Genomic DNA, 18235 nt, shown 5'->3' on the forward strand with positions numbered 1-18235 from the left:
TAAAACCGCCTTGCTGTGCTATTCAGCCTAAACGGATCCATGTTCCACATTATACGGAACATTGTTCCGTTTGGCAAGCAGGTGCATTTTGGACGACAGAACGGACGATTCAGACGCTGGCGTGGGGCTGCGAGGCGGCGCGGATCGACGCGTGCGCGCCGACGCGCAACGCAATCTCGACACGCTGCTCCAGGCCGCCATGGCGGTGTTCGCGACCTCGGGCGTCGACGCCCCGGTGCGCGAAATCGCGGAAAAGGCGGGCGTCGGCATCGGTACTCTCTATCGGCACTTTCCGCAGCGCTCCGACCTGATCGCCGCCGTCTTTCGCCGGGAGATCGATGGCTGCGCGGACGCAGCATCCGTCCTGTCGGCCGGGCATGAGCCCTTCGACGCGCTGGCGGCCTGGATGCAGCGATACGCGGCCTTCATTGCCGCCAAGCGTGGCCTGGCCAAGGCCCTGCACTCAGGAGATCCGGCGTTCGACAGCCTGCCGGGCTACTTCGACCAGCGGCTGCGGCCTGCCTTGCGCACGCTTCTCGACGCGGCGATCGCCGCCAGCGAAATCCGTGGCGATGTCGATGCCGACGAGCTACTGGGCGCGGTGGCGAGCCTGTGTATGTCGGCCCACAATGCCGGGAGCGGCCGCGCGGAGCGCATGGTGGCTCTCCTCGTCGACGGGCTGCGCTACGGCGCGAAGTCGTCGTAGGAGTGATGTAGGAATCGTCCGGCCTATAGTGCGGTCGCGCGCACCTACGACCGCGACCGCAGCGCGTCGTTCAGATTCCACATGTCCTTTTCCTCCGGCGCGGTATCCAGGCCGAGCACCGGAATCTGCTTGCGCAGGTGGTCGTGGTGCGTGCGTACGCCATATTCGAGGTCGGAGAGGTAAAACCCCTCGAAGGCCTCGGACAGCATGGATTCGTTCGACCAGACCGAGAGCTGCACATCTTCCGACATGGTGTCACGATCGATACGGAAGGAGAGGTAGCGGGCAGCGGCCTGCTCGCGACTTTCATCGCGGTAGCGATAGATGGCGCCACGCAGCAGGGTCTCACCCGTCGACAGCGGGAACTCCTGGTAGAACTGCACCGATTCCGGCATCACCGACAGGACGGCGTTGGGGAAGATGCCGTAATAGACCCAGGCCTTCCTGAGATGGTCCGGCAGATGCGTCGGCTCCGGCGCGATCTTGACGTAGTTCCTGACGCTCCAGCGGCGGCCGGCATGCGGGTTGTAGGTGGCGAAGGAGCGCGAGACGCCGTTGATGAAGGGCTCGTCGAAATAGGTGGCGCCATAGAGATCCTGCAGGGCCGGATGCGCCATGGCGACGTGATAGCCTTCATTGTCGACGTCGCGCACCGACTTCCAGTTGACCGGTGTCTTCTGGGTCCAGATGCCCCAGGAGGGCACCATGTCGGCGGCCTTGTAGTGTGCGAATTCGGGTTCGATCGGCTTCAACAGCTCGGCGACCGAGGGCTGTGGCCCGCCATTGCGGAAGCGGATGAAGATGAAGCCCATCCAGACTTCGAGATCGAGCGGCATCAGGCCGAACTCGGTCTTGTCGAGATCGGGGAAGGAGCGCGGCCGGGCGGCGCCGCGCAACGTACCGTCGAGGTTGTAGACCCAGCCATGGAACGGGCAGACCAGCGCGTTCTTGCAATTGCCCTGGCTGTCGGCCACGACGCGGCTGCCGCGGTGGCGGCACATGTTGTTGAAGCCGCGCACGACGCCGTCCTTGCCGCGTACGATCAGAGCGCGCTCGCCAATGACATCCATGGTGAGATAATCACCGGCATTCGGTATGTCGCAGACATGTCCGGCGATCTGCCAATGATTGCGGAAAACATACTCCTTCTCCAGTTCTAGAAGGGCGGCGGAATGGTAACTCCAGCCCGGTAATCCCCGCCGGTCCCAATCGTTCGGGATTGCCACGTCACGGAGGTGCGGGTTCATGAACCGTCTCTTCTTTTTATTGAATATGCATTCAATATAATCATATTTTGCATTGAAATGCAATGGCTTGTGGAAATACGCAGATTCCGTATCGGAAATGTAAGCCCAGGTTCCAACGGCATCCGGCTCCGCCGCGGGCCCCGAAAACCCCGGAAAATCCGGGTGTTAGCCGGACTTCCACAACCTCCGCCCTGTCGCCGGTTCACGCTGCAAATCGCGCCCCTCGACAAGGTATTGCGCTGGCAAGAAAGCCCCGGCGGCGCACGGAGGGCAACCCGCCACTCAGGTCAAAATAGCCAATGACCGATTTTGACCGTTTCTGCCCGCATGGATGTTTCAATCCGGTTACATTGCCGCGCTCTCGTCACCTTTGCGCCGTTACAGAGCGCGATTAAATTCGTTTTATCGCAAAAAGAAAATCAACGAAGGGGAAGATGATGCATGCGAAAGTCCAGATCACCAGCGGCAACCGCTTTCAGGCTCCAGAGCGCGCTGACCGCCGCCCGAAGCTGGCCCTTCGCCAGCGTGCCAGCGACCACCCGATGGCAATGTTCATGGCGCTGGCTGCTTGCGCCTTCGCCGGCATGGCGTTCACGCCGACGGTCGGTCCGGCCTTCGCTTCGTTGAATCCGCCTGCCAACGTCATCGAAGGTGCGCCGACCACAACCACGACCGCCCGCCTGCCGATGCCAGCGATCGATTTCGCCTGCAAGGGGCAAGCCTGGGGCGCCGAGAGCGTGGATTGCCTGCGCGCCATCGCCCAGCAGTCCGGAACGCACAAGGTCCGCGCGATCCGCATGATCGCCAACGCCGTGCCGGTGACCAGCACGCCGAACATCTTCTGATTTTTGTCTCCGGGTTTCTGCCTGGGCATGATTCCGAAAACAGGTTCCCGTTTGGGGATCATACCCTGACCTCCCCGAGCGCACCTCCAGCGCTCTCCTCGGCTCCCGCCGCACGTCGGCCGGGGGCCTCTTTTTATGCTTTCAACGCGGCCTGCTCGGCAATGGTCGAAAGCACGCTGCGTACATCCAGCGTGCTGAACGGTTTTTCGAGGATCTGGGGCCGCTGCTGCGCCGGCAACGCCTCGATTTCCGCCTTCGCGCCGATGAGGTCGCCGGTGACCAGCACGAAGCGCCGCGCCAGGTCGGGGCGCTCGGCGAGCAGTTCGCGGTAGATCGAAATGCCTGATGTGCCGGGCATGCGCAGATCCGAAAAGACGATGTCAGGCGGCATGTGGCCGCTCAAGGTGGCGGCGCTCGATTCCCAGACCGGCGCGATCCGCGACTTGATGCCCATCAATTCGAGAATGTCGGACAAGGACCCGGCGACGTCAGGCTCGTCATCGATGATCAGGGCATGGCGCAGGCCGCTCGATCGCGGCTGGCTTTCGCCAGCTGCGATCATGCCTGCCGAGATAGCGGGCAACTGGACGACGAAACGCGCGCCTCTCGGCTGCACTTCCTCGAACCAGACATTGCCATTGTGCCGCTCGATGATGGATTTCGAAATCGACAGGCCGATGCCGGTGCCGACACCGACCGGCTTGGTGGTGAAATAGGATTCGAAGATGCGGGAGCGGATGGCTTCGGGAATGCCGGGGCCGTTGTCCTCGACCGAGAAGCCGGGATTGCCCCGGTCGCCACGGAAGCTCCGCACCTTGATCAGCCGATCGCCGGCGACGCCAGCCAGGGCGTGCTGGCTGTTGATGAGGAAATTGGCCGCCACCTGCGTCACGTGGTCGGCGTCGGCCATGGCCAGCAGGGGACCCGGTGCGAAATCGGTATCGATGATGATGCCGCTCGAGCGCGCGCCATAGGCGGTCACTTCGAGAGCGGCGCGGATCACCTGGTTGAGATCGGTCTCGGCCTGCGCCGCCGGATGGAGGCGGACCATCGACAGGAAGCTCTTGACGATGCGCCCGCAGCGCTCGGCGGCGGCGCGCACTTTTTCGGCGCGCACCTTGGTCTGCGGATCGCTTGCGAATTCATGCAGCAGCGTCGATTGCGCGACCACCACGGCCAGCGGGTTGTTGAGTTCGTGTGAGACGCCCGCGAGCAGCGAGCCCATCGCCGCCATCTTCTCGTTCTGGTGCAGCTTCTCGCGCTGCCGGTTGATCTCCTCCTCGGCGCGCAGCCTCTCGCGCAGGTCGCGGATGGAGCCGAAGATCAGCCGGCGGTCGGCGACCCGCATCTCGGTCGCCGTCAGCTCGATCGGAAAGACCTCGCCGGCGGCATTCTGCGTCACCGTCTCGAGCCGCTGGCCGACCATGGGCGCGCCGCGGCCGGACATGTAGTCGGCGCCCGAGGAATAGCCCTTGCGGTAATATTCCGGAACGACGGTATCGAGCAGGTCCTTGCCGAGGATTTCGCTGCGCTGGAAGCCGAACATCTTTTCCGCGGCCGGATTGAATTCGATGATCGATCCGGCCTCGTCGATGACGATGATGGCGTCGAGCGAGGCCTGCAGCATGGTGCGGCGGATCACCTCGCTGGCATGGGCGTCGGAAGGGGAGTGTTCGATGGCGTCGCCGATGGCGAGCGCGATGATGTGCAGCGTCGCCTCTTCCTCATCGGTCCATTCACGCTCCTCGACGCAATCATTGACCGCGAGCGTGCCCCAGAGATGGCCGTGCGCGAAGACCGACACCGACAGGAACGACTTGATGTTCTGCTTTTCGAAATCGGCCCTCAGGAACCCCGAGAGATCACGCGTATGCCCGGCGAATATCTTGCCTTGCCGCTCATCCTCGGCCAGCCGCTCCAGCAGCGGATCCGAATTGACGATCGACTGCATGATGACGGTCGGTGAGGCCAGTTCGCCACCAAAATCGGGGTCGATCCAATAGGCGGCGACCGACTGAGCGAAACCCTGGCCGGGCAGTTCGCGCAAGCGGAACAGGATGCCGCGCTGGCATTCCATGGCGTGGCACAGCGTTTCCAATACGCCGTCCATTTCGCGCTGCCAGTCGCCTGCCTCGCGCAGCCGGCGCACGACACGCACGGCCGCCATCGCCGCGCCTTGCCTGAAACCCTGCATATCCGTGCTTGCCGTGTCGCCCGTCATTGTCAGCCGCTATTCCAGAGTCACGCCATCGATCGGCTGGCAACGGCCGTGGAGCGGAACCCCCGTGGGTCTGACGCTCAGTTGCCGTCGCCGGTCGGCAGCGAGAAGATATAGCCTTCGCCGCGTACCGTGCGCAGGAATTTCGGATTGGCCGGGTCCGTCTCGATCTTCTTGCGCAGACGCATGATGCGGATGTCGACGGCGCGCGATGATTCCGGATCCTCGGTGAAGCCGATCGCCTCGGAGATCGCAGCCCGGGTCAAGAGCCGGTTGGCGCGGGTCAGGAAAACCTCCAGCACGTCGAATTCGCTCTTGGCCATGTCGATCACAGTGCCGTTGGCGCCGGTGACCAGCCTGCCGTCGAGATCGGCCTGGAAGGGGCCGAAGGCGACGGAGCGGCGGTCGGTCCTGGCTTTCCTGTCCTGCGGCTCTATCGGCTGCGGGACACGGCGCAGCACGCTGCGCACCCTGGCCAGCACCTCGCGCAGTTCATACGGCTTGACGATATAGTCGTCGGCGCCGAGTTCCAGCCCGACGATGCGGTCGAGCGCGGTGCCGGCGGCGGTCGCATAGATGATGCCGATCGGCATTTTCGAGCGCAGCCAGCGGCCGAGCGACAGGCCATCCTCGCCAGGCATGGCGATGTCGAGGATGGCCAGATGGAAGGGCTGCGTCTCGATCAGGCTGCGCGCGGCGGCCGCGGTTTCCGCGGTCGCCACATCATAGCCCGCGGCGCCGAGATATTCGGCGACCGCGTCCCTCAGGTCGGGCTCGTCCTCGACGATGACAATTCTTGCCCGCACGATGCTCTCGCTCCCACTTTCAGTGGAAAGTAGATTGGGTATAAACATGATGTCCAGCACTCATATCCGGTTGCCAGGGAACGGTTGGAAAACATGGCCGCACGAGCCGTCATCGCGCTTGTTTCCGTCGCCGAGGTCGTGGCGACCGAGCTTGCCGACCATCTTGAGCGGCGCGGCCATGACGTGCGTCAGGCGCGGCAGCCCTGGGAGGCGGAATCGCTGCTGGAGGGCAGAGGCATCGATGTCGTCGTCGTCGGGGATAGCCTCAGCCAGGCGGAAGGGCGGGATCTGCTCAGGCGTTATGGCGGCCAAGGCGGGGGCGGCGAACATGGACCGGATTTCATCCTGATATGCCGGCCGGCCGATCTCCTCGACAAGGTGCTCGCGCTGGAGCTCGGTGCCGCCGACGTCGTCGAAAGTCCGCTCAATGTCAGGGAACTCGCCGCGCGTGTCGGCGGCCTGCTTTCGCGGCGTGGCAGGGGCACCCAGGAACTGATCGTGCTGGAGAACGCGACCGTCGATCTGAGATCGGCGATCGTCATGCATCGCTCCGGTACGCAGGAGCAGCTCTCGCCCGGCCAGGTGGCGCTGCTCAGGCTGTTCCTGGCGAGCCCGCGCAAGGTGCTGACGCGTGACGACATTATCGCGGCGGCGCCGGCCGAGAATGCCGACGCCTTCGATCGCTCGATCGACTCGCGCATCGTGCGACTGCGCCGCAAGCTCGATACCGAGACCATCACCACCATACGCGGCGCCGGCTACAGGTTCGATCCGCCGCGGCAGTTCGCCGACTGACGGCTGCCTTTTCCCGCTTGTTCCCCGGATCAGCATCGGCCCTTCCATTTCCGCGCCGATGCGCGCGAGGTTCAGCGCACCACCAGCAATGACGGACCCGAGGCCATGTCGCCGCCGGCGACGAACTCGCTTGCGTGAGCGCGTTCCTTGAGGAGCACGCTGGCGAGTGCGGCAAAGCCGAGCAGACCCTGCGCATAGAGCAGCGCGGAAAGCACGGAAGCTGCGAATTTCGTTTTCATCGTCGGAATTCCCCAAAAAATGCCGGTGTCGCGGGTCGCTTCAGGAAACTCCCGAAGTGCCCGCGCCGCCCACGGAGCCCCCCGTCGCGGCGCGGGCCTTCGGTCCTCTCGGCAGCAAGTTGCCGGAGGGGCCGCGCAAAACCAGCAGCCGAAGGCCAACCCGCCAGAGGGCCTTCAACCGGGCGATGCGCAGGCTGGAAACAATCCAGACCGTGGCGCAAAACAGAGCGACGTGCAGGGTCGAAATCTCGCTCGAACTCATCGCTGCCAGCTTCGCCGCCGGGCGGCCGGCAATGCTGCCGACGCCGCCGATGGCCGCCGCCGCGATGCTGATCCTGAAGAGCCAGGACCGCGTGTTCGTTTTCGTTCCCATGGTCGTTGCCGTCTGCTTTCGTTGCGTCAACTTTTGCCTCCCGTCCGTATCCGGATCATGCCGCCAAAAGCCGCGCTTTGTTGCAGTTTGGTTTCGAAATTCGCCTCCATCCTTTCATATAGCGGCAAGTCGAACTTTCGTTTCGGTATGAATACCTATGTACGTCATCCCTGACCACGTGTTTCGGATGGGACAGTTGCCGACGATACCGATTGCTCTGTTAACCAGGGGAAACAAATTCGAAACACAAACGCGTATATCGCGAAATATCACCGAAACATGCGGGAGGGATAAGCCACCCATCGAATTGGAGCCGGCCTGATCGGCAGAGAGAGGGGACGTCATGCACACCGCCATTTCCGCAAAGCTCATCAACATCACCGCCGCCGCGTTCATGGGCAGCGTGCTTCTGTTCGGCGCAAACGCCGCCCATGCCGCCAACACCGTCGTGGCACGCGTTTCGCTGTCGCAGCAGGTCATGGAAGTCTCGGTCGACGGCCGGCCGACCTTCGCCTGGAAGGTTTCCACCGGCGACAGGGCGCATGTGACGCCGACCGGCTCGTTCAAGCCGACGCGCATGCACGAGATGTGGTATTCGAAAAAGTACGACAACGCGCCGATGCCGCATTCGGTCTTTTTCAGTGGCGGCTACGCGGTTCATGCCACCTATGCCATCAAGCGCCTCGGCCAGCCGGCCTCGCATGGCTGCGTGCGGCTGCATCCGGACAATGCCGCCGATTTCTACCAGCTTGTCGAGACCTTCGGGCCGGCCAACACCAGCATCGTCATCGTCAAGTAGCAGGCAGGTTGCCGCGCTCGGCCATATGCCGGAGCTGCTGGAGCGACCGCCAAAAAAAGAGGCCGGAAAAATTCCGGCCTCTTTTTGTTTCTTGCGTCCTGTGCGTCAGCTCGGCAGCGCCGGCATCAGCTTCGGATCCGGCTTTTCCGCCAGATGCGGCAGGTCCTTGCTGGCGATGAAGGTGTAGAACATGGGCACGACGAACAGCGTGAACATGGTGCCGACCAGGATGCCGGTGAAGATGACGAGGCCCATCGAATAGCGGGCCGCGGCACCGGCACCGCTGGAAACGATCACCGGCACCACGCCCAGCGCCATCGCGGCCGTCGTCATGAGGATCGGCCGCAGGCGCACCTTGGCCGAGGCGATGATGGCGTCACGCCGCCGCATGCCATGCAGTTCTCGCTGCTGGTTGGCGAATTCGACCAGCAGAATGCCGTGCTTGGTGATCAGGCCGATCAGCGTGATCAGTCCGACCTGGGTGTAGATATTGAGCGTGCCGAGGCCCAAATTGAGCGGCACGATCGCGCCGAAGATCGACAATGGCACCGCCATCATGATGATCAGCGGATCGCGGAAGCTTTCAAACTGCGCCGCCAGCACCAGATAGATGACAATGACGGCCGCGCCGAAAGCGATCAGGATCGTGTTGCCCTGTTCCTTCTCCTGCCGGGACTGGCCGGAATAGTCGATGAAGAAGGTGTCGGGCAGGCTCTCCTTGGCAATGTCCTCGAGGACTTTCAAACCGTCGCCGGTGGTGACGCCGGGCAGCGGCAGCGCCGAGATCGTCGACGAATTCAACTGGTTGAACTGCTCGATGGCCGCCGGCGAGGCATTGTTCGAAATCGTCACCACGGCCGACAGCGGCACCATCTCGCCCGTCACGCTGCGTACGAAGTATTGGCCGAGCTTTTCGGGATTGTCGCGGAATTCCTGCGGCACCTGCGGAATGATGTCGTAGCTGTTGGAGTCGCGGTCGAACTGCGCCACTTCAGCGCCGCCGACCAGCAGCGTCAGCGTGCGGCCGATATCGGCGATAGGCAGGTTGAGGGCGGCGGCGCGGTCGCGGTCGATGGTCACCGTCACCTGCGGCGCATCATAGGCCATCGAATTCTGGACGACGATGAAGCGGCCCGAGGCCTGCGCCTTGTTCTTGATCTTCTCGGCTTCCTCGAACACCTGAGCGGAATCGCCGGTCGAGCGCACCACCATGGAGATCGGCAAGCCGCCGCCGGAGCCTGGTAGCGTCGGCGGCGCGAAGACAAAGGCCTGGACACCCGCCACCTTGGCGATACGAGCCGTAATGTCGGCCTGCAGTTCCTTCGAATTGCGCTTCCGCTCCGCCCAATCCTTGAAGGCAAAACCGACGAAGGCGCTGTTGGTCGTGCCGCCGAACGCGACGGCGGAGAACTGCGCCCGTGTTTCGGGGATATCCTTCACCAGGCCCAGGATCTGGTTGACGTAGGTCTCGGTGTAATCGGAGGTCGCATAGCGCGGCCCCGTCACCAGCGAGAGCAGGAAGCCCTGATCTTCTTCCGGCGCCAGTTCCGTCGAGGTCTTCGTGAACATGAAGCCGGTCACGCCGACAAGCGCCAGCACTATGAGCAGCGTCAGCGGGCGATAGTTCAAAGACCCCGTGACGGCGCGCTCATAGACGTGCTCGACCCGCGAGAAGGTGCCGTCGACGATGCGCTGGAAGCGGCCGGCATTGCCGGGCTTCAGGAGGCGCGCCGACATCATCGGCGTAATGGTGATGGCAATGACGCCAGACAGCACCACGGATCCGGCAAGCGTCACCGCGAATTCGCGGAACAGGGCGCCGGTCAGGCCGCCGGTGAAGGCCAGCGGCGCGAAAACGGCGGCCAGCGTCATGGTCATGGCGACGATGGCCGACGCGATCTCGCGCATGCCGCTGAAGGCCGCTTGCATGGGCGGCATGTGGTCTTCTTCCATGTGGCGGTGGATGTTTTCCACCACCACGATGGCGTCGTCGACGACAAGGCCGATCGCCAGCACCATGGCCAGCAGCGACAGAAGATTGATCGAATAGCCCACCGCGAACAAAAGGAAGCAGACGCCGATCAGCGACAGCGGGATGGTGATGATCGGCATCATCACCGAGCGGAACGAACCGAGGAACAGCAGGATGACGACGACGACGATGGCAACCGCCTCGCCGATGGTCTTGAACACCTCGTCGATCGACGCGCTGATCTGACCGGTCGCGTCGTAGACGACCTCGATCGTCATGCCTTTGGGCAGCGTCTCCTGAATCTGCGGGACGAGCTTGGTGAGCGCGGCCGCGGTGGTCAGCGGATTGGCCGCCGGGGTTGGGAAGATGGCGAGGAAGGTGCCGGGCTTGCCGTTGAAGGAGACCCTTGTGTCGGTGTTGGCGGCGGCGAGTTCGACGCGAGCCACATCGCGCAGGCGCACTACGTTGCCGTCGGTCGAACGTAGCGGTAGAGCCGCGAACGCCTCGGGCGTCTGCAGCGTCGAGCGCACCGTGATAGAAGAGACGACATATTCGTTCTGGGTGTTGCCGGGCGCCGACAGGAAGTTGGAGTTGTTGATCGCCGTCAGCACCTCGGCAGCCGTCACGCCGCGGGCGGCGAGCCTGACCGGGTCGATCCAGACGCGCATCGAGTATTCCTGGGCGCCGAAGATCTGCACGTCGGCGACGCCTTCGACCGTCGACATGCGGGGCCTGATGACGCGCTCGATATACTCGGTCAGCTGCTCCTTGGTCATGTTCGGATTCTGCATCGAGATGTACATCATCGCGAACTGCTGACCGGTACCCTTGACGATGACCGGGTCCTTGGAGGCGTCCGGCAAGGTGCCGCGCACGCCCTGGACCTTGGACAGCACTTCGGTCAGCGCCACGTCGGGATTGGAGCCGAGCTTCATCTGCACCGTCACGGTGCTGGAGGACGGACGGCTGGACGAGGTGACGTAGTCGATGTTCTCGGTCGAGGCGACGGCGCGCGCGATCGGGGCGGAGATGAAGCCCTGGATCAGGTCGGCGCTGGCGCCCGGATAGGCCGTCGTGATGGTGATCGCCGTTTCGTCGACCTTTGGATACTGCCGGATCGACAGGTTGAAGATACCCTGGAACCCGAGCAGCAGGATCATGCAGGCAAGGACCGTCGAAAGGACGGGCCGGCGGATGAAGAGATCGGAAAAGCTCATTGCTGGTCGGCCTGCTTGTTCGCCGATTTGGTCGGATCGATCGTGTTGTCGACGTTGACGGACATGCCGTTGAAGAGCCGGTTCTGACCCGCGGTGACGACCTCGTCGCCGGCCTTCAGACCCTCGACGATCTCGACCATGCCCTGATTGCGGCGGCCGGGCTTGACGAAGACCTGTGACAGGACCAGCGCCGGCTTGTCGGCTTCCGCCGCCGGCTTGGCCGGATCGGCCGGCTTGGCGGCGTCGGAAGCGGCCTTGTCCGCTGGCTTGGCTGCGTCTGCGGGCTTGGCTTCAGCAGCCGGCTTCAGGGCTTCGGCTGCCGGTTTCATCGCGTCCGCCGGCTTGGCGTCCGCAGGCTTGGCATCCGCCGGCTTGTCGGTGGCCGCCGCGGCTGGCTTTTCCTCCGGCTTGGCTGGCTGTGCCGGGGCCGCCCCGGCGGGTTTGGCCGGCTGCACCACGAAGATGTAGTCGCCATAGAGGCTGGTGGTCAGCGCCGTCTGCGGCAGTGACAGCACGTCCTGCTCCTCGGGCAGCTCGACACGCACCTGCACGAACTGGCCAGGGGTCAATCTGCCTTCGGGATTGGCGACTTCCGCCCGGATGTTCACCAGCCGGCTGGACGGGTCGATCTTGGGGTCGATGCCACGGATTTTGCCGGCGAAAGGCATGTCGCCGCCGCCCTGGCCAAGCCGAACGGTCTGGCCGATCTGGAGCAACGGCAGCTGCTGTTCGGGAACCGAGAAGTCGACCCGCATCGTGTCCAGATCCTGCAAGGTTACCACGGACGTGCCGGTCGCTAGGTACTGGCCGAGATCGATCTTGGGGATGCCCACCGTGCCGCTGAACGGCGCCCTCAGCTGCTTCTGGTCAAGCACCGCCTGCAGCTTGTTCACCTGCGCGGCGGTGGCCGATGCCGTCGCCCGCGCTGTGTCGAGCGTAGCTTCCGCATTAACGCCGCGCTTCTGCAGTTCGACGGCGCGCGTCAGCGCCGTCTCGACAAGCGCCACTTGCGCCTTCGTCGCTTCGAGATCGGCCCGCTCGACGGCATCATCGAGCTGCAGCAGGACCGCGCCATCCGCAACCTTCTGGTTGGCATGGAAGAGGATCTCCTTAACGATGCCGGCGGTTTCGACGGTCAGGTCGACGCCACGCACCGCGCTGACAGTACCTATGGCCTCGACGCCCGGCGTCCAGTTCGACGGCTTGGCGATGGTCGTCGAGACGGTCGCCGCCGGCGGCTTCATGGTGGCGAAATACTGCTTGATGCCGTTGTCGCGCAGGAAGTTGAAGCCGACGATGCCGCCGACCACGATGACGAGCACGGCAAGGACCACAATAATGAGAAAGATACGGAGTATGCGCTTGAACAAGGAAGTCCCCTCAGTCGAAATCCGGCGCGAAGCGCGGACATCGGGACACATATCGACCGCAGGTCCCGATTTCAAATAATGGCGGTCTTACTGTACCGTCTGGACGGTCTTGTCAATTGGGCCTAAGCTTGCTTAGGGAGGCGCCATGAGAGCCCAACGACCGAATTCGCGCGAGAAGATTCTCGCCGCGGCGGCTGATGTTGCCCGGGAATCCGGGCCTGGTAGCCTGTCGCTTGATGCCGTCGCCAGCCGCGCCGGCGTGTCGAAGGGCGGACTGCTCTACAATTTTCCCACCAAGGCCAAATTGATGCAGGGCCTTGTCGAAGGTTATCTACGCGATTTCGAGCAAGCGCTGGAATCGGCGAACAGCAACAACAACGACAAAAATCCCCTCGCCGTCTATATCAAGCTGTCAGCGGAGGATTGCGAGGAAAAGCAGCCGTCCGCATCCTGGATCTTTTCGGCGATCGCCGAGGATCCCGATTTCATGACGCCGATAAAGACATTCAAGCGGCAGCTTTTCGAGCGCCTGAAAGGCGAGACGCCGGACCTCAAATCGCTGCTGGTCTGCTATCTCGCCATCGAAGGACTGCGCAGCATGAACCTGTTCGATTCCGACGTGCTGTCGAAGGACGAACGCGAGCTTTTGGTATCCTCACTTCTCGATATCGCCAAATAGGCTGCCTGGCCGGCGAAGGACGCCGCCGCAGCCGTCGTTCAGTCGACGGCGCGTTCGATATCCCGGCGCAGGACGATCGCGGTTGTCAGGTCCTCGACGCCGCCGAGAGTGGCAACGAGGTCGCGCAGTGTGTTGAGGCGGTCGATCGACGGTACTTCGACCTCGACGATGAGATCGAGCTGGCCGCTGACCGATGATACCCGCCGGACCTCCGGATAGCGCGCCAGCTGGTCGAGAATGCCGATCGACGGCGTGCGGATGAGCGTTACCAGCAGAAAGGCGCGGATCAACCCTGGGTCCAGTTGGCCGATATCGGCCCGATACCCTCTGATCACGCCGCTCTTTTCCAGCGAGGCAACCCGTTCGCTCGTCGCGCTGCGCGACAGGCCGATGCGCCCCGCAAGCGTTTTCAGCGGGATGCGCGCCTCCTTCGACAGGATGCCCAGAATGTCCCTGTCCTTGGCGTCCAGTTCCTTCATTGCGCGCGCTCCATACGGTTCCGTCAATGTGCCGGTCAATGCGGTCATTGTGCCGGCATAACCGACGCTTTGCCGGATGCCCGATTTTCTGGCCCATGCCAAGCTTTGACAAATCAGATCCGGATTGCCCGATGACCAACGTCTCATACCCGGCGCCTCAAATCTCGCAGACCGAGGCCGTCGATATCGCAACGCGGCACTTCGGCATTGCCGGCAGCGTCACACCGCTCGACAGCGAACGCGACCGGAATTTCAAGCTGACCGCTCCAGACCAATCGCTCTGGATCCTGAAGATCGTCAACGCCAGCGAGCCGCTCGTCGAAAGTGAATTCCAGACCGCGTTGTTCGATCATCTGGAGCGCCATAGTCCGGACCTCGCCGTGCCGCGTCTCAGGAAGACGGGGCGGGGCGCTTCGCTCGCCCATACAAAAGTGCCGGGCGGCGAAGATCATGCCGTGCGCCTTGTGTCATGGCTTCCCGGACGGCCGCTGGCCGAGAGCACGCCCAGTCCGGCGCTGCTGGAAGGCCTGGGCGGCGCGCTTGGCCGGCTCGATCGTGCCCTGCAAGGCTTCATCCATCCCGGCGCATTGCGCTCTTTCGACTGGGACATTCGCCAGGCAGGTGCCGCGCGGCAACGCCTTCACCACATTGACGACGAACAGGACCGCGCCTTGCTGGAGCGGTTCCTCGATCATTTCGATGCCGAGGTGGCGCCCAGGCTGTCGGCATTGCGGGCGCAAGTCATTCATAATGATGCCAATGACTGGAACGTGCTCGTCGATCCCGAAAGGCCCGAGCGTGTCGCCGGGCTGATCGATTTCGGCGATGCGCTGCACAGCGTGCTCATCGCCGAGGTTGCCGTCGCCTGCGCCTATGCCATCCTCGATGCAGAGGATCCGATCGGCGCCGCCGCCCGTCTCGCCGCCGGCTTCCATGCCGAGTATCCATTGCGTGAGGAAGAACTCGACCTGCTCTTCGATCTCATTGCGATGCGTCTCGTCACCTCGGTGACGCTGTCGGCGGCACGCAAGGACCGCACAGCCGACAATCCCTACCTGTCGATCTCGGAAGCACCGGCCTGGCGGCTGTTGCGTCGTCTGGGCAGGATGAACCGGCGCTTCGCGACGGCGATCCTGCGCCATGCCTGCGGCTTCGAAGCCGCCTCCGGAGCGCGCGCCGTGACAGGCTGGATCGCGGCCAACCGCACGCAACTTCTGCCGATCCTCGACCGTCACCCGGCGACGCTTGCCAAGGCGCTCGTGCCCTATGGCGATCCGCAAAATCCGATGACGGTGACGTCGGCGACACAGCAGCCCGACAAGGCGACCGAATGGTGGGATGCCTATTGTGCCGAACATGGCGTCGCGCTCGGCATCGGTCCCTGGGGCGAGGCTCGCACCGTCTATACCAGCGACATTTTCGAGTCGCGTTTCGTCGAAGGCGCGCGCCGCGCTAACCATCTCGGCCTCGATCTTTTCATGCCGGCGGGCACACGGCTCTACACGCCGCTCGCCGCGACCGTCAGGAGCGTCGAGATCGAGGAGGATCCGCTCGGCTATGGCTGTCTCGTGGCGCTGGAGCATGTGCCGCCGGGCTGCCCGCCTTTCGTCACGCTGTGGGGGCACATGGCGCATGAGGCTGGGCGGCGGCTGAAGGCCGGCGACCGGCTTGAAGCCGGCGCGCTCGTCGGCGAGATGGGTACGCCGGCGGAAAATGGCGGCTGGGCGCCGCATCTGCATTTCCAGATATCGACGGATACGAGCCTTGCCGCGCGCGACATCCTTGGGGTCGGCGAGGAGCGCTATCTCGACGTGTGGAAGGAATTGTTTCCCGATGCCGCGGACCTTGCCGGAATTCCGCCCGAAACCTTCCGCCAGAGCGGCCGGTCGCGTCCAGAGATCGTCGCCGCACGCAAGGCGTCACTGCTGCCCAATCTCTCCATCTCCTATTCCGAGCCGATCAAGTTCGTGCGCGGCGAAGGCGCCTGGCTGATCGACGATCGCGGCCGCGCCTATCTCGACTGCTTCAACAATGTCTGCCACCTTGGCCATGCGCATCCCGATGTGGTCGAGGCGATCGCGAGGCAGGCGGCCAAGCTCAACACCAACACCCGTTATCTGCACGATGCCATCGTCACCTATGCCGAGCGGCTGACGGCGACGCTGCCCGCCGGCCTGTCGGTGGCGTCCTTCGCCTGCTCGGGCAGCGAGGCCAACAGCCTGATGCTGCGCATGGCGCGGGCCCATACCGGGCGCAGCGAGGCGATCGTGCTCGACTGGGCCTATCACGGCACGACGCAGGAACTGATCGACCTCAGCCCTTACAAATACAAGCGCAAAGGCGGCAAGGGGCGCCCGGCGCATGTGTTCGAAGCGGTCATTCCGGACAGTTACCATGCTCCGGCGGAGTGGCCGGAGGGCGAGCATGCAAAGCGGTTTGCCGAGAGCGTCACCGAGCAGATCGCCGATATGGCGAGACAAGGCCGCGCGCCCGGCCTGTTCCTGGCGGAATCGATCCCCAGCGTCGCCGGCCAGGTGTTCCTGCCCGGGGGATATCTCAGGGAAGTCTACGCGATGGTGCGTGCCGCCGGCGGCATCTGCGTCGCCGACGAGGTGCAGGTAGGCTTTGGCCGTGTCGGCAGCCATTGGTGGGCTTTCGAAACCCAGGGGGTGACGCCCGACATCGTCACCATGGGCAAGCCGATCGGCAACGGCCACCCGATGGCGGCCGTGGTGACGACCACGGAGATATCAGCCTCGTTCAACAACGGCATGGAGTATTTCAACACCTTCGGCGGCAATCCGGTGTCCTGCGCGGCCGGGCTCGCGGTGCTCGACGTCATCGAGCGCGACGGGCTGAGGCGCAATGCGCTGGAGATCGGCGACTATCTCATGGCGCGCTTCAAGGCGCTGCGGGCCCGCTACGAGATCATCGGCGACGTGCGCGGCCAGGGGCTGTTCCTCGGTATCGAACTGGTCGAGGACCGCAAGAGCAAGAGACCTGCGACCGCCCTTGCCCGCCGCATCAACGACGGGGTTCGGGCACGCGGCGTGCTGATCGGCACGGAAGGGCCGCACGACAATGTGCTGAAGATGCGCCCGCCGATGATCTTCAGCATGGCCAATGCAGATCATCTGGTCGGCGTTCTCGACGAGACGTTGGCCGCGGTTCTGGCGGAACGGGCTTAGGACGACACCGCGCAAGGAGGCGCGCGGGCGGAATTCAGGATCAACGATTTCAGGAACGTCCGGCGCGTCACGTGCCGGCGGGAGGAGAGGCTTTGCCTCATCAAGGGAGGAAACCATGAAACATGCAATCGTCAGCGCGCTCTTGCTCGCATCGGCCACTTTGCCGGCCAAGGCGGACACATTCGACATCGTCGAGCAAAGGGGATCGATCATCTGCGGCGTCAGCCAGGGCGTCGCGGGCTTTTCGGCGCCCGACGACCAGGGCAAATGGAGCGGCTTCGATATCGATTTCTGCCGCGCGGTCTCGGCCGCCGTCTTCGGCGACCCCGACAAGGTGAGTTACGTGCCGCTGTCGACCAAGGAGCGCTTCACGGCGCTGCAGGCCGGCACCGTCGACATTCTGTCGCGGCAGTCGACCTGGTCCTTGTCGCGCGACACCGGCATGGGCATCCATTTCGTCGGCGCCGCCTATTATGACGGCCAGGGCTTCATGGTGCGCAAGGACCTCGGCGTGGACAGCGCGCTGAAGCTCTCAGGCGCCACGATCTGCGCCGAACAAGGCACGACGACCGAGCAGAACGTCGCCGACTACTTCACCGCGCACCAGATGAAATACGAGGCGGTCGTCATCGATTCCGCCGACAGCATAATCAAGGCGTTCGATAGCGGCCGCTGCGATGTCTACACGACGGACGCCTCGGCGCTCTATGCGCAGCGCCTGAAGCTGACCGATCCCGCCGCGTTCACGGTGCTGCCGGACATCATCTCGAAGGAGCCGCTCGGCCCAGCCGTGCGCAAGGGCGACGACAAGTGGTTCGACATCGTGCGCTGGACGCTGTTTACGCTGATCGAGGCGGAAGAGGACGGCATCACGCAGGCCAATGCGGAAGCCTCGCTGAAGTCGCAGAATCCGACGATCCGCCGGTTCCTCGGCGTCGAGGGCGACAATGGCAAACAGCTCGGGCTCGACCCCGCATTCGCCTACAATATCGTCGCCAAGGTCGGCAATTACGGCGAGATGTTCGAACGCAATCTCGGCCAGTCCAGCCAGCTGAAAATCGCGCGCGGCATCAATGCGCTGTGGAACGCCGGCGGCCTGATGTACGCGCCGCCGGCGCGCTGACACCTGCCGGCGAACCGGGTGCCCCAGGTCCGCGCCCGGCGATGCTCGCCCCTGTGAAAAGGGGGTGATGCGCGACCTCGACGCATTGCCGCCTTCACCGCTCTTGGCCATGATTGTCGGATAAAAACGTTTATATTCTTCTTGAAAACGTTTTTATCCGATGATACGGATGCCGACCT

15 protein-coding genes are annotated in these 18235 nt (G+C 63.7%); 7 read left to right on the plus strand and 8 right to left on the minus strand.

Annotated features, from left to right (window positions below; translation table 11 throughout):
- The first annotated feature begins 88 nt into the window (after positions 1-88).
- On the plus strand, positions 89-706 hold the full coding sequence (locus tag EN845_RS17755) for a TetR/AcrR family transcriptional regulator (protein ID WP_281040980.1): 618 nt from the start codon (positions 89-91) through the stop codon (positions 704-706).
- A gap of 44 nt (positions 707-750) precedes the next feature.
- Here EN845_RS17755 and EN845_RS17760 read toward each other — a convergent pair whose 3' ends face one another.
- The gene (locus EN845_RS17760) at positions 751-1953 is read right to left on the minus strand and encodes an aromatic ring-hydroxylating dioxygenase subunit alpha (RefSeq protein ID WP_127872034.1); all 1203 of its coding nucleotides are present in this window, start codon (positions 1951-1953) and stop codon (positions 751-753) included.
- A 437-nt stretch (positions 1954-2390) separates the two neighbouring features.
- On the opposite strand from EN845_RS17760, the gene EN845_RS17765 reads away from it, so the two are divergent.
- Positions 2391-2798 (plus strand): hypothetical protein, encoded by a 408-nt coding sequence (locus EN845_RS17765; RefSeq protein ID WP_127872167.1) that lies wholly within the window; start codon positions 2391-2393, stop codon positions 2796-2798.
- A gap of 133 nt (positions 2799-2931) precedes the next feature.
- Here the strand turns inward: EN845_RS17765 and EN845_RS17770 are convergent, their stop codons facing one another.
- Together EN845_RS17770 and EN845_RS17775 are read right to left on the minus strand one after the other, a co-directional pair.
- Entirely contained in the window at positions 2932-5019 is a 2088-nt protein-coding gene (locus tag EN845_RS17770; protein WP_167531408.1) for a PAS domain S-box protein, read from the minus strand.
- A 77-nt stretch (positions 5020-5096) separates the two neighbouring features.
- Positions 5097-5870 carry a response regulator transcription factor gene (locus EN845_RS17775; RefSeq protein ID WP_189522880.1) on the minus strand — a complete coding sequence of 258 codons (774 nt, stop codon included), beginning with the start codon at positions 5868-5870 and terminating at the stop codon, positions 5097-5099.
- A gap of 45 nt (positions 5871-5915) precedes the next feature.
- Here EN845_RS17775 and EN845_RS17780 point away from each other — a divergent pair, with 45 nt between their 5' ends.
- The gene (locus tag EN845_RS17780; RefSeq protein WP_127275746.1) at positions 5916-6617 is read left to right on the plus strand and encodes a response regulator transcription factor; all 702 of its coding nucleotides are present in this window, start codon (positions 5916-5918) and stop codon (positions 6615-6617) included.
- Positions 6618-6688: 71 nt separating this feature from the next.
- Here the strand turns inward: EN845_RS17780 and EN845_RS17785 are convergent, their stop codons facing one another.
- Positions 6689-6856, minus strand: coding sequence for a hypothetical protein (locus EN845_RS17785; RefSeq protein WP_127275745.1), 168 nt, complete (start codon positions 6854-6856; stop codon positions 6689-6691).
- 40 nt (positions 6857-6896) lie between these two features.
- Positions 6897-7229 (minus strand): hypothetical protein, encoded by a 333-nt coding sequence (locus EN845_RS17790; protein ID WP_127275744.1) that lies wholly within the window; start codon positions 7227-7229, stop codon positions 6897-6899.
- 343 nt (positions 7230-7572) lie between these two features.
- On the opposite strand from EN845_RS17790, the gene EN845_RS17795 reads away from it, so the two are divergent.
- On the plus strand, positions 7573-8028 hold the full coding sequence (locus EN845_RS17795; RefSeq protein WP_127275743.1) for a L,D-transpeptidase: 456 nt from the start codon (positions 7573-7575) through the stop codon (positions 8026-8028).
- A gap of 105 nt (positions 8029-8133) precedes the next feature.
- On the opposite strand, the gene EN845_RS17800 is transcribed toward EN845_RS17795, so the two are convergent.
- Positions 8134-11217, minus strand: coding sequence for an efflux RND transporter permease subunit (locus EN845_RS17800; RefSeq protein ID WP_127872033.1), 3084 nt, complete (start codon positions 11215-11217; stop codon positions 8134-8136).
- Positions 11214-12587, minus strand: coding sequence for an efflux RND transporter periplasmic adaptor subunit (locus EN845_RS17805; protein WP_127872032.1), 1374 nt, complete (start codon positions 12585-12587; stop codon positions 11214-11216). The genes EN845_RS17800 and EN845_RS17805 overlap by 4 nt, the downstream gene beginning before the upstream one ends.
- A 145-nt stretch (positions 12588-12732) precedes the next feature.
- Between EN845_RS17805 and EN845_RS17810 the strand changes: the two genes are divergently transcribed.
- Positions 12733-13266: a TetR/AcrR family transcriptional regulator gene (locus EN845_RS17810; protein WP_127872031.1), complete on the plus strand. Its 534-nt coding sequence runs from the start codon at positions 12733-12735 to the stop codon at positions 13264-13266.
- A gap of 38 nt (positions 13267-13304) precedes the next feature.
- Here EN845_RS17810 and EN845_RS17815 read toward each other — a convergent pair whose 3' ends face one another.
- Entirely contained in the window at positions 13305-13745 is a 441-nt protein-coding gene (locus EN845_RS17815) for an Lrp/AsnC family transcriptional regulator (protein ID WP_127278763.1), read from the minus strand.
- Between the two features lie 131 nt (positions 13746-13876).
- Here EN845_RS17815 and EN845_RS17820 point away from each other — a divergent pair, with 131 nt between their 5' ends.
- Together EN845_RS17820 and EN845_RS17825 are read left to right on the plus strand one after the other, a co-directional pair.
- Positions 13877-16933: an aminotransferase class III-fold pyridoxal phosphate-dependent enzyme gene (locus EN845_RS17820; RefSeq protein ID WP_127872030.1), complete on the plus strand. Its 3057-nt coding sequence runs from the start codon at positions 13877-13879 to the stop codon at positions 16931-16933.
- A 115-nt stretch (positions 16934-17048) separates the two neighbouring features.
- The gene (locus EN845_RS17825; protein WP_127872029.1) at positions 17049-18056 is read left to right on the plus strand and encodes an amino acid ABC transporter substrate-binding protein; all 1008 of its coding nucleotides are present in this window, start codon (positions 17049-17051) and stop codon (positions 18054-18056) included.
- The last annotated feature ends 179 nt before the right edge of the window (positions 18057-18235 follow it).

The sequence above is a fragment of the Mesorhizobium sp. M8A.F.Ca.ET.202.01.1.1 genome, assembly GCF_004791595.1.
In the GTDB taxonomy this organism is placed as follows: Bacteria; Pseudomonadota; Alphaproteobacteria; order Rhizobiales; family Rhizobiaceae; genus Mesorhizobium.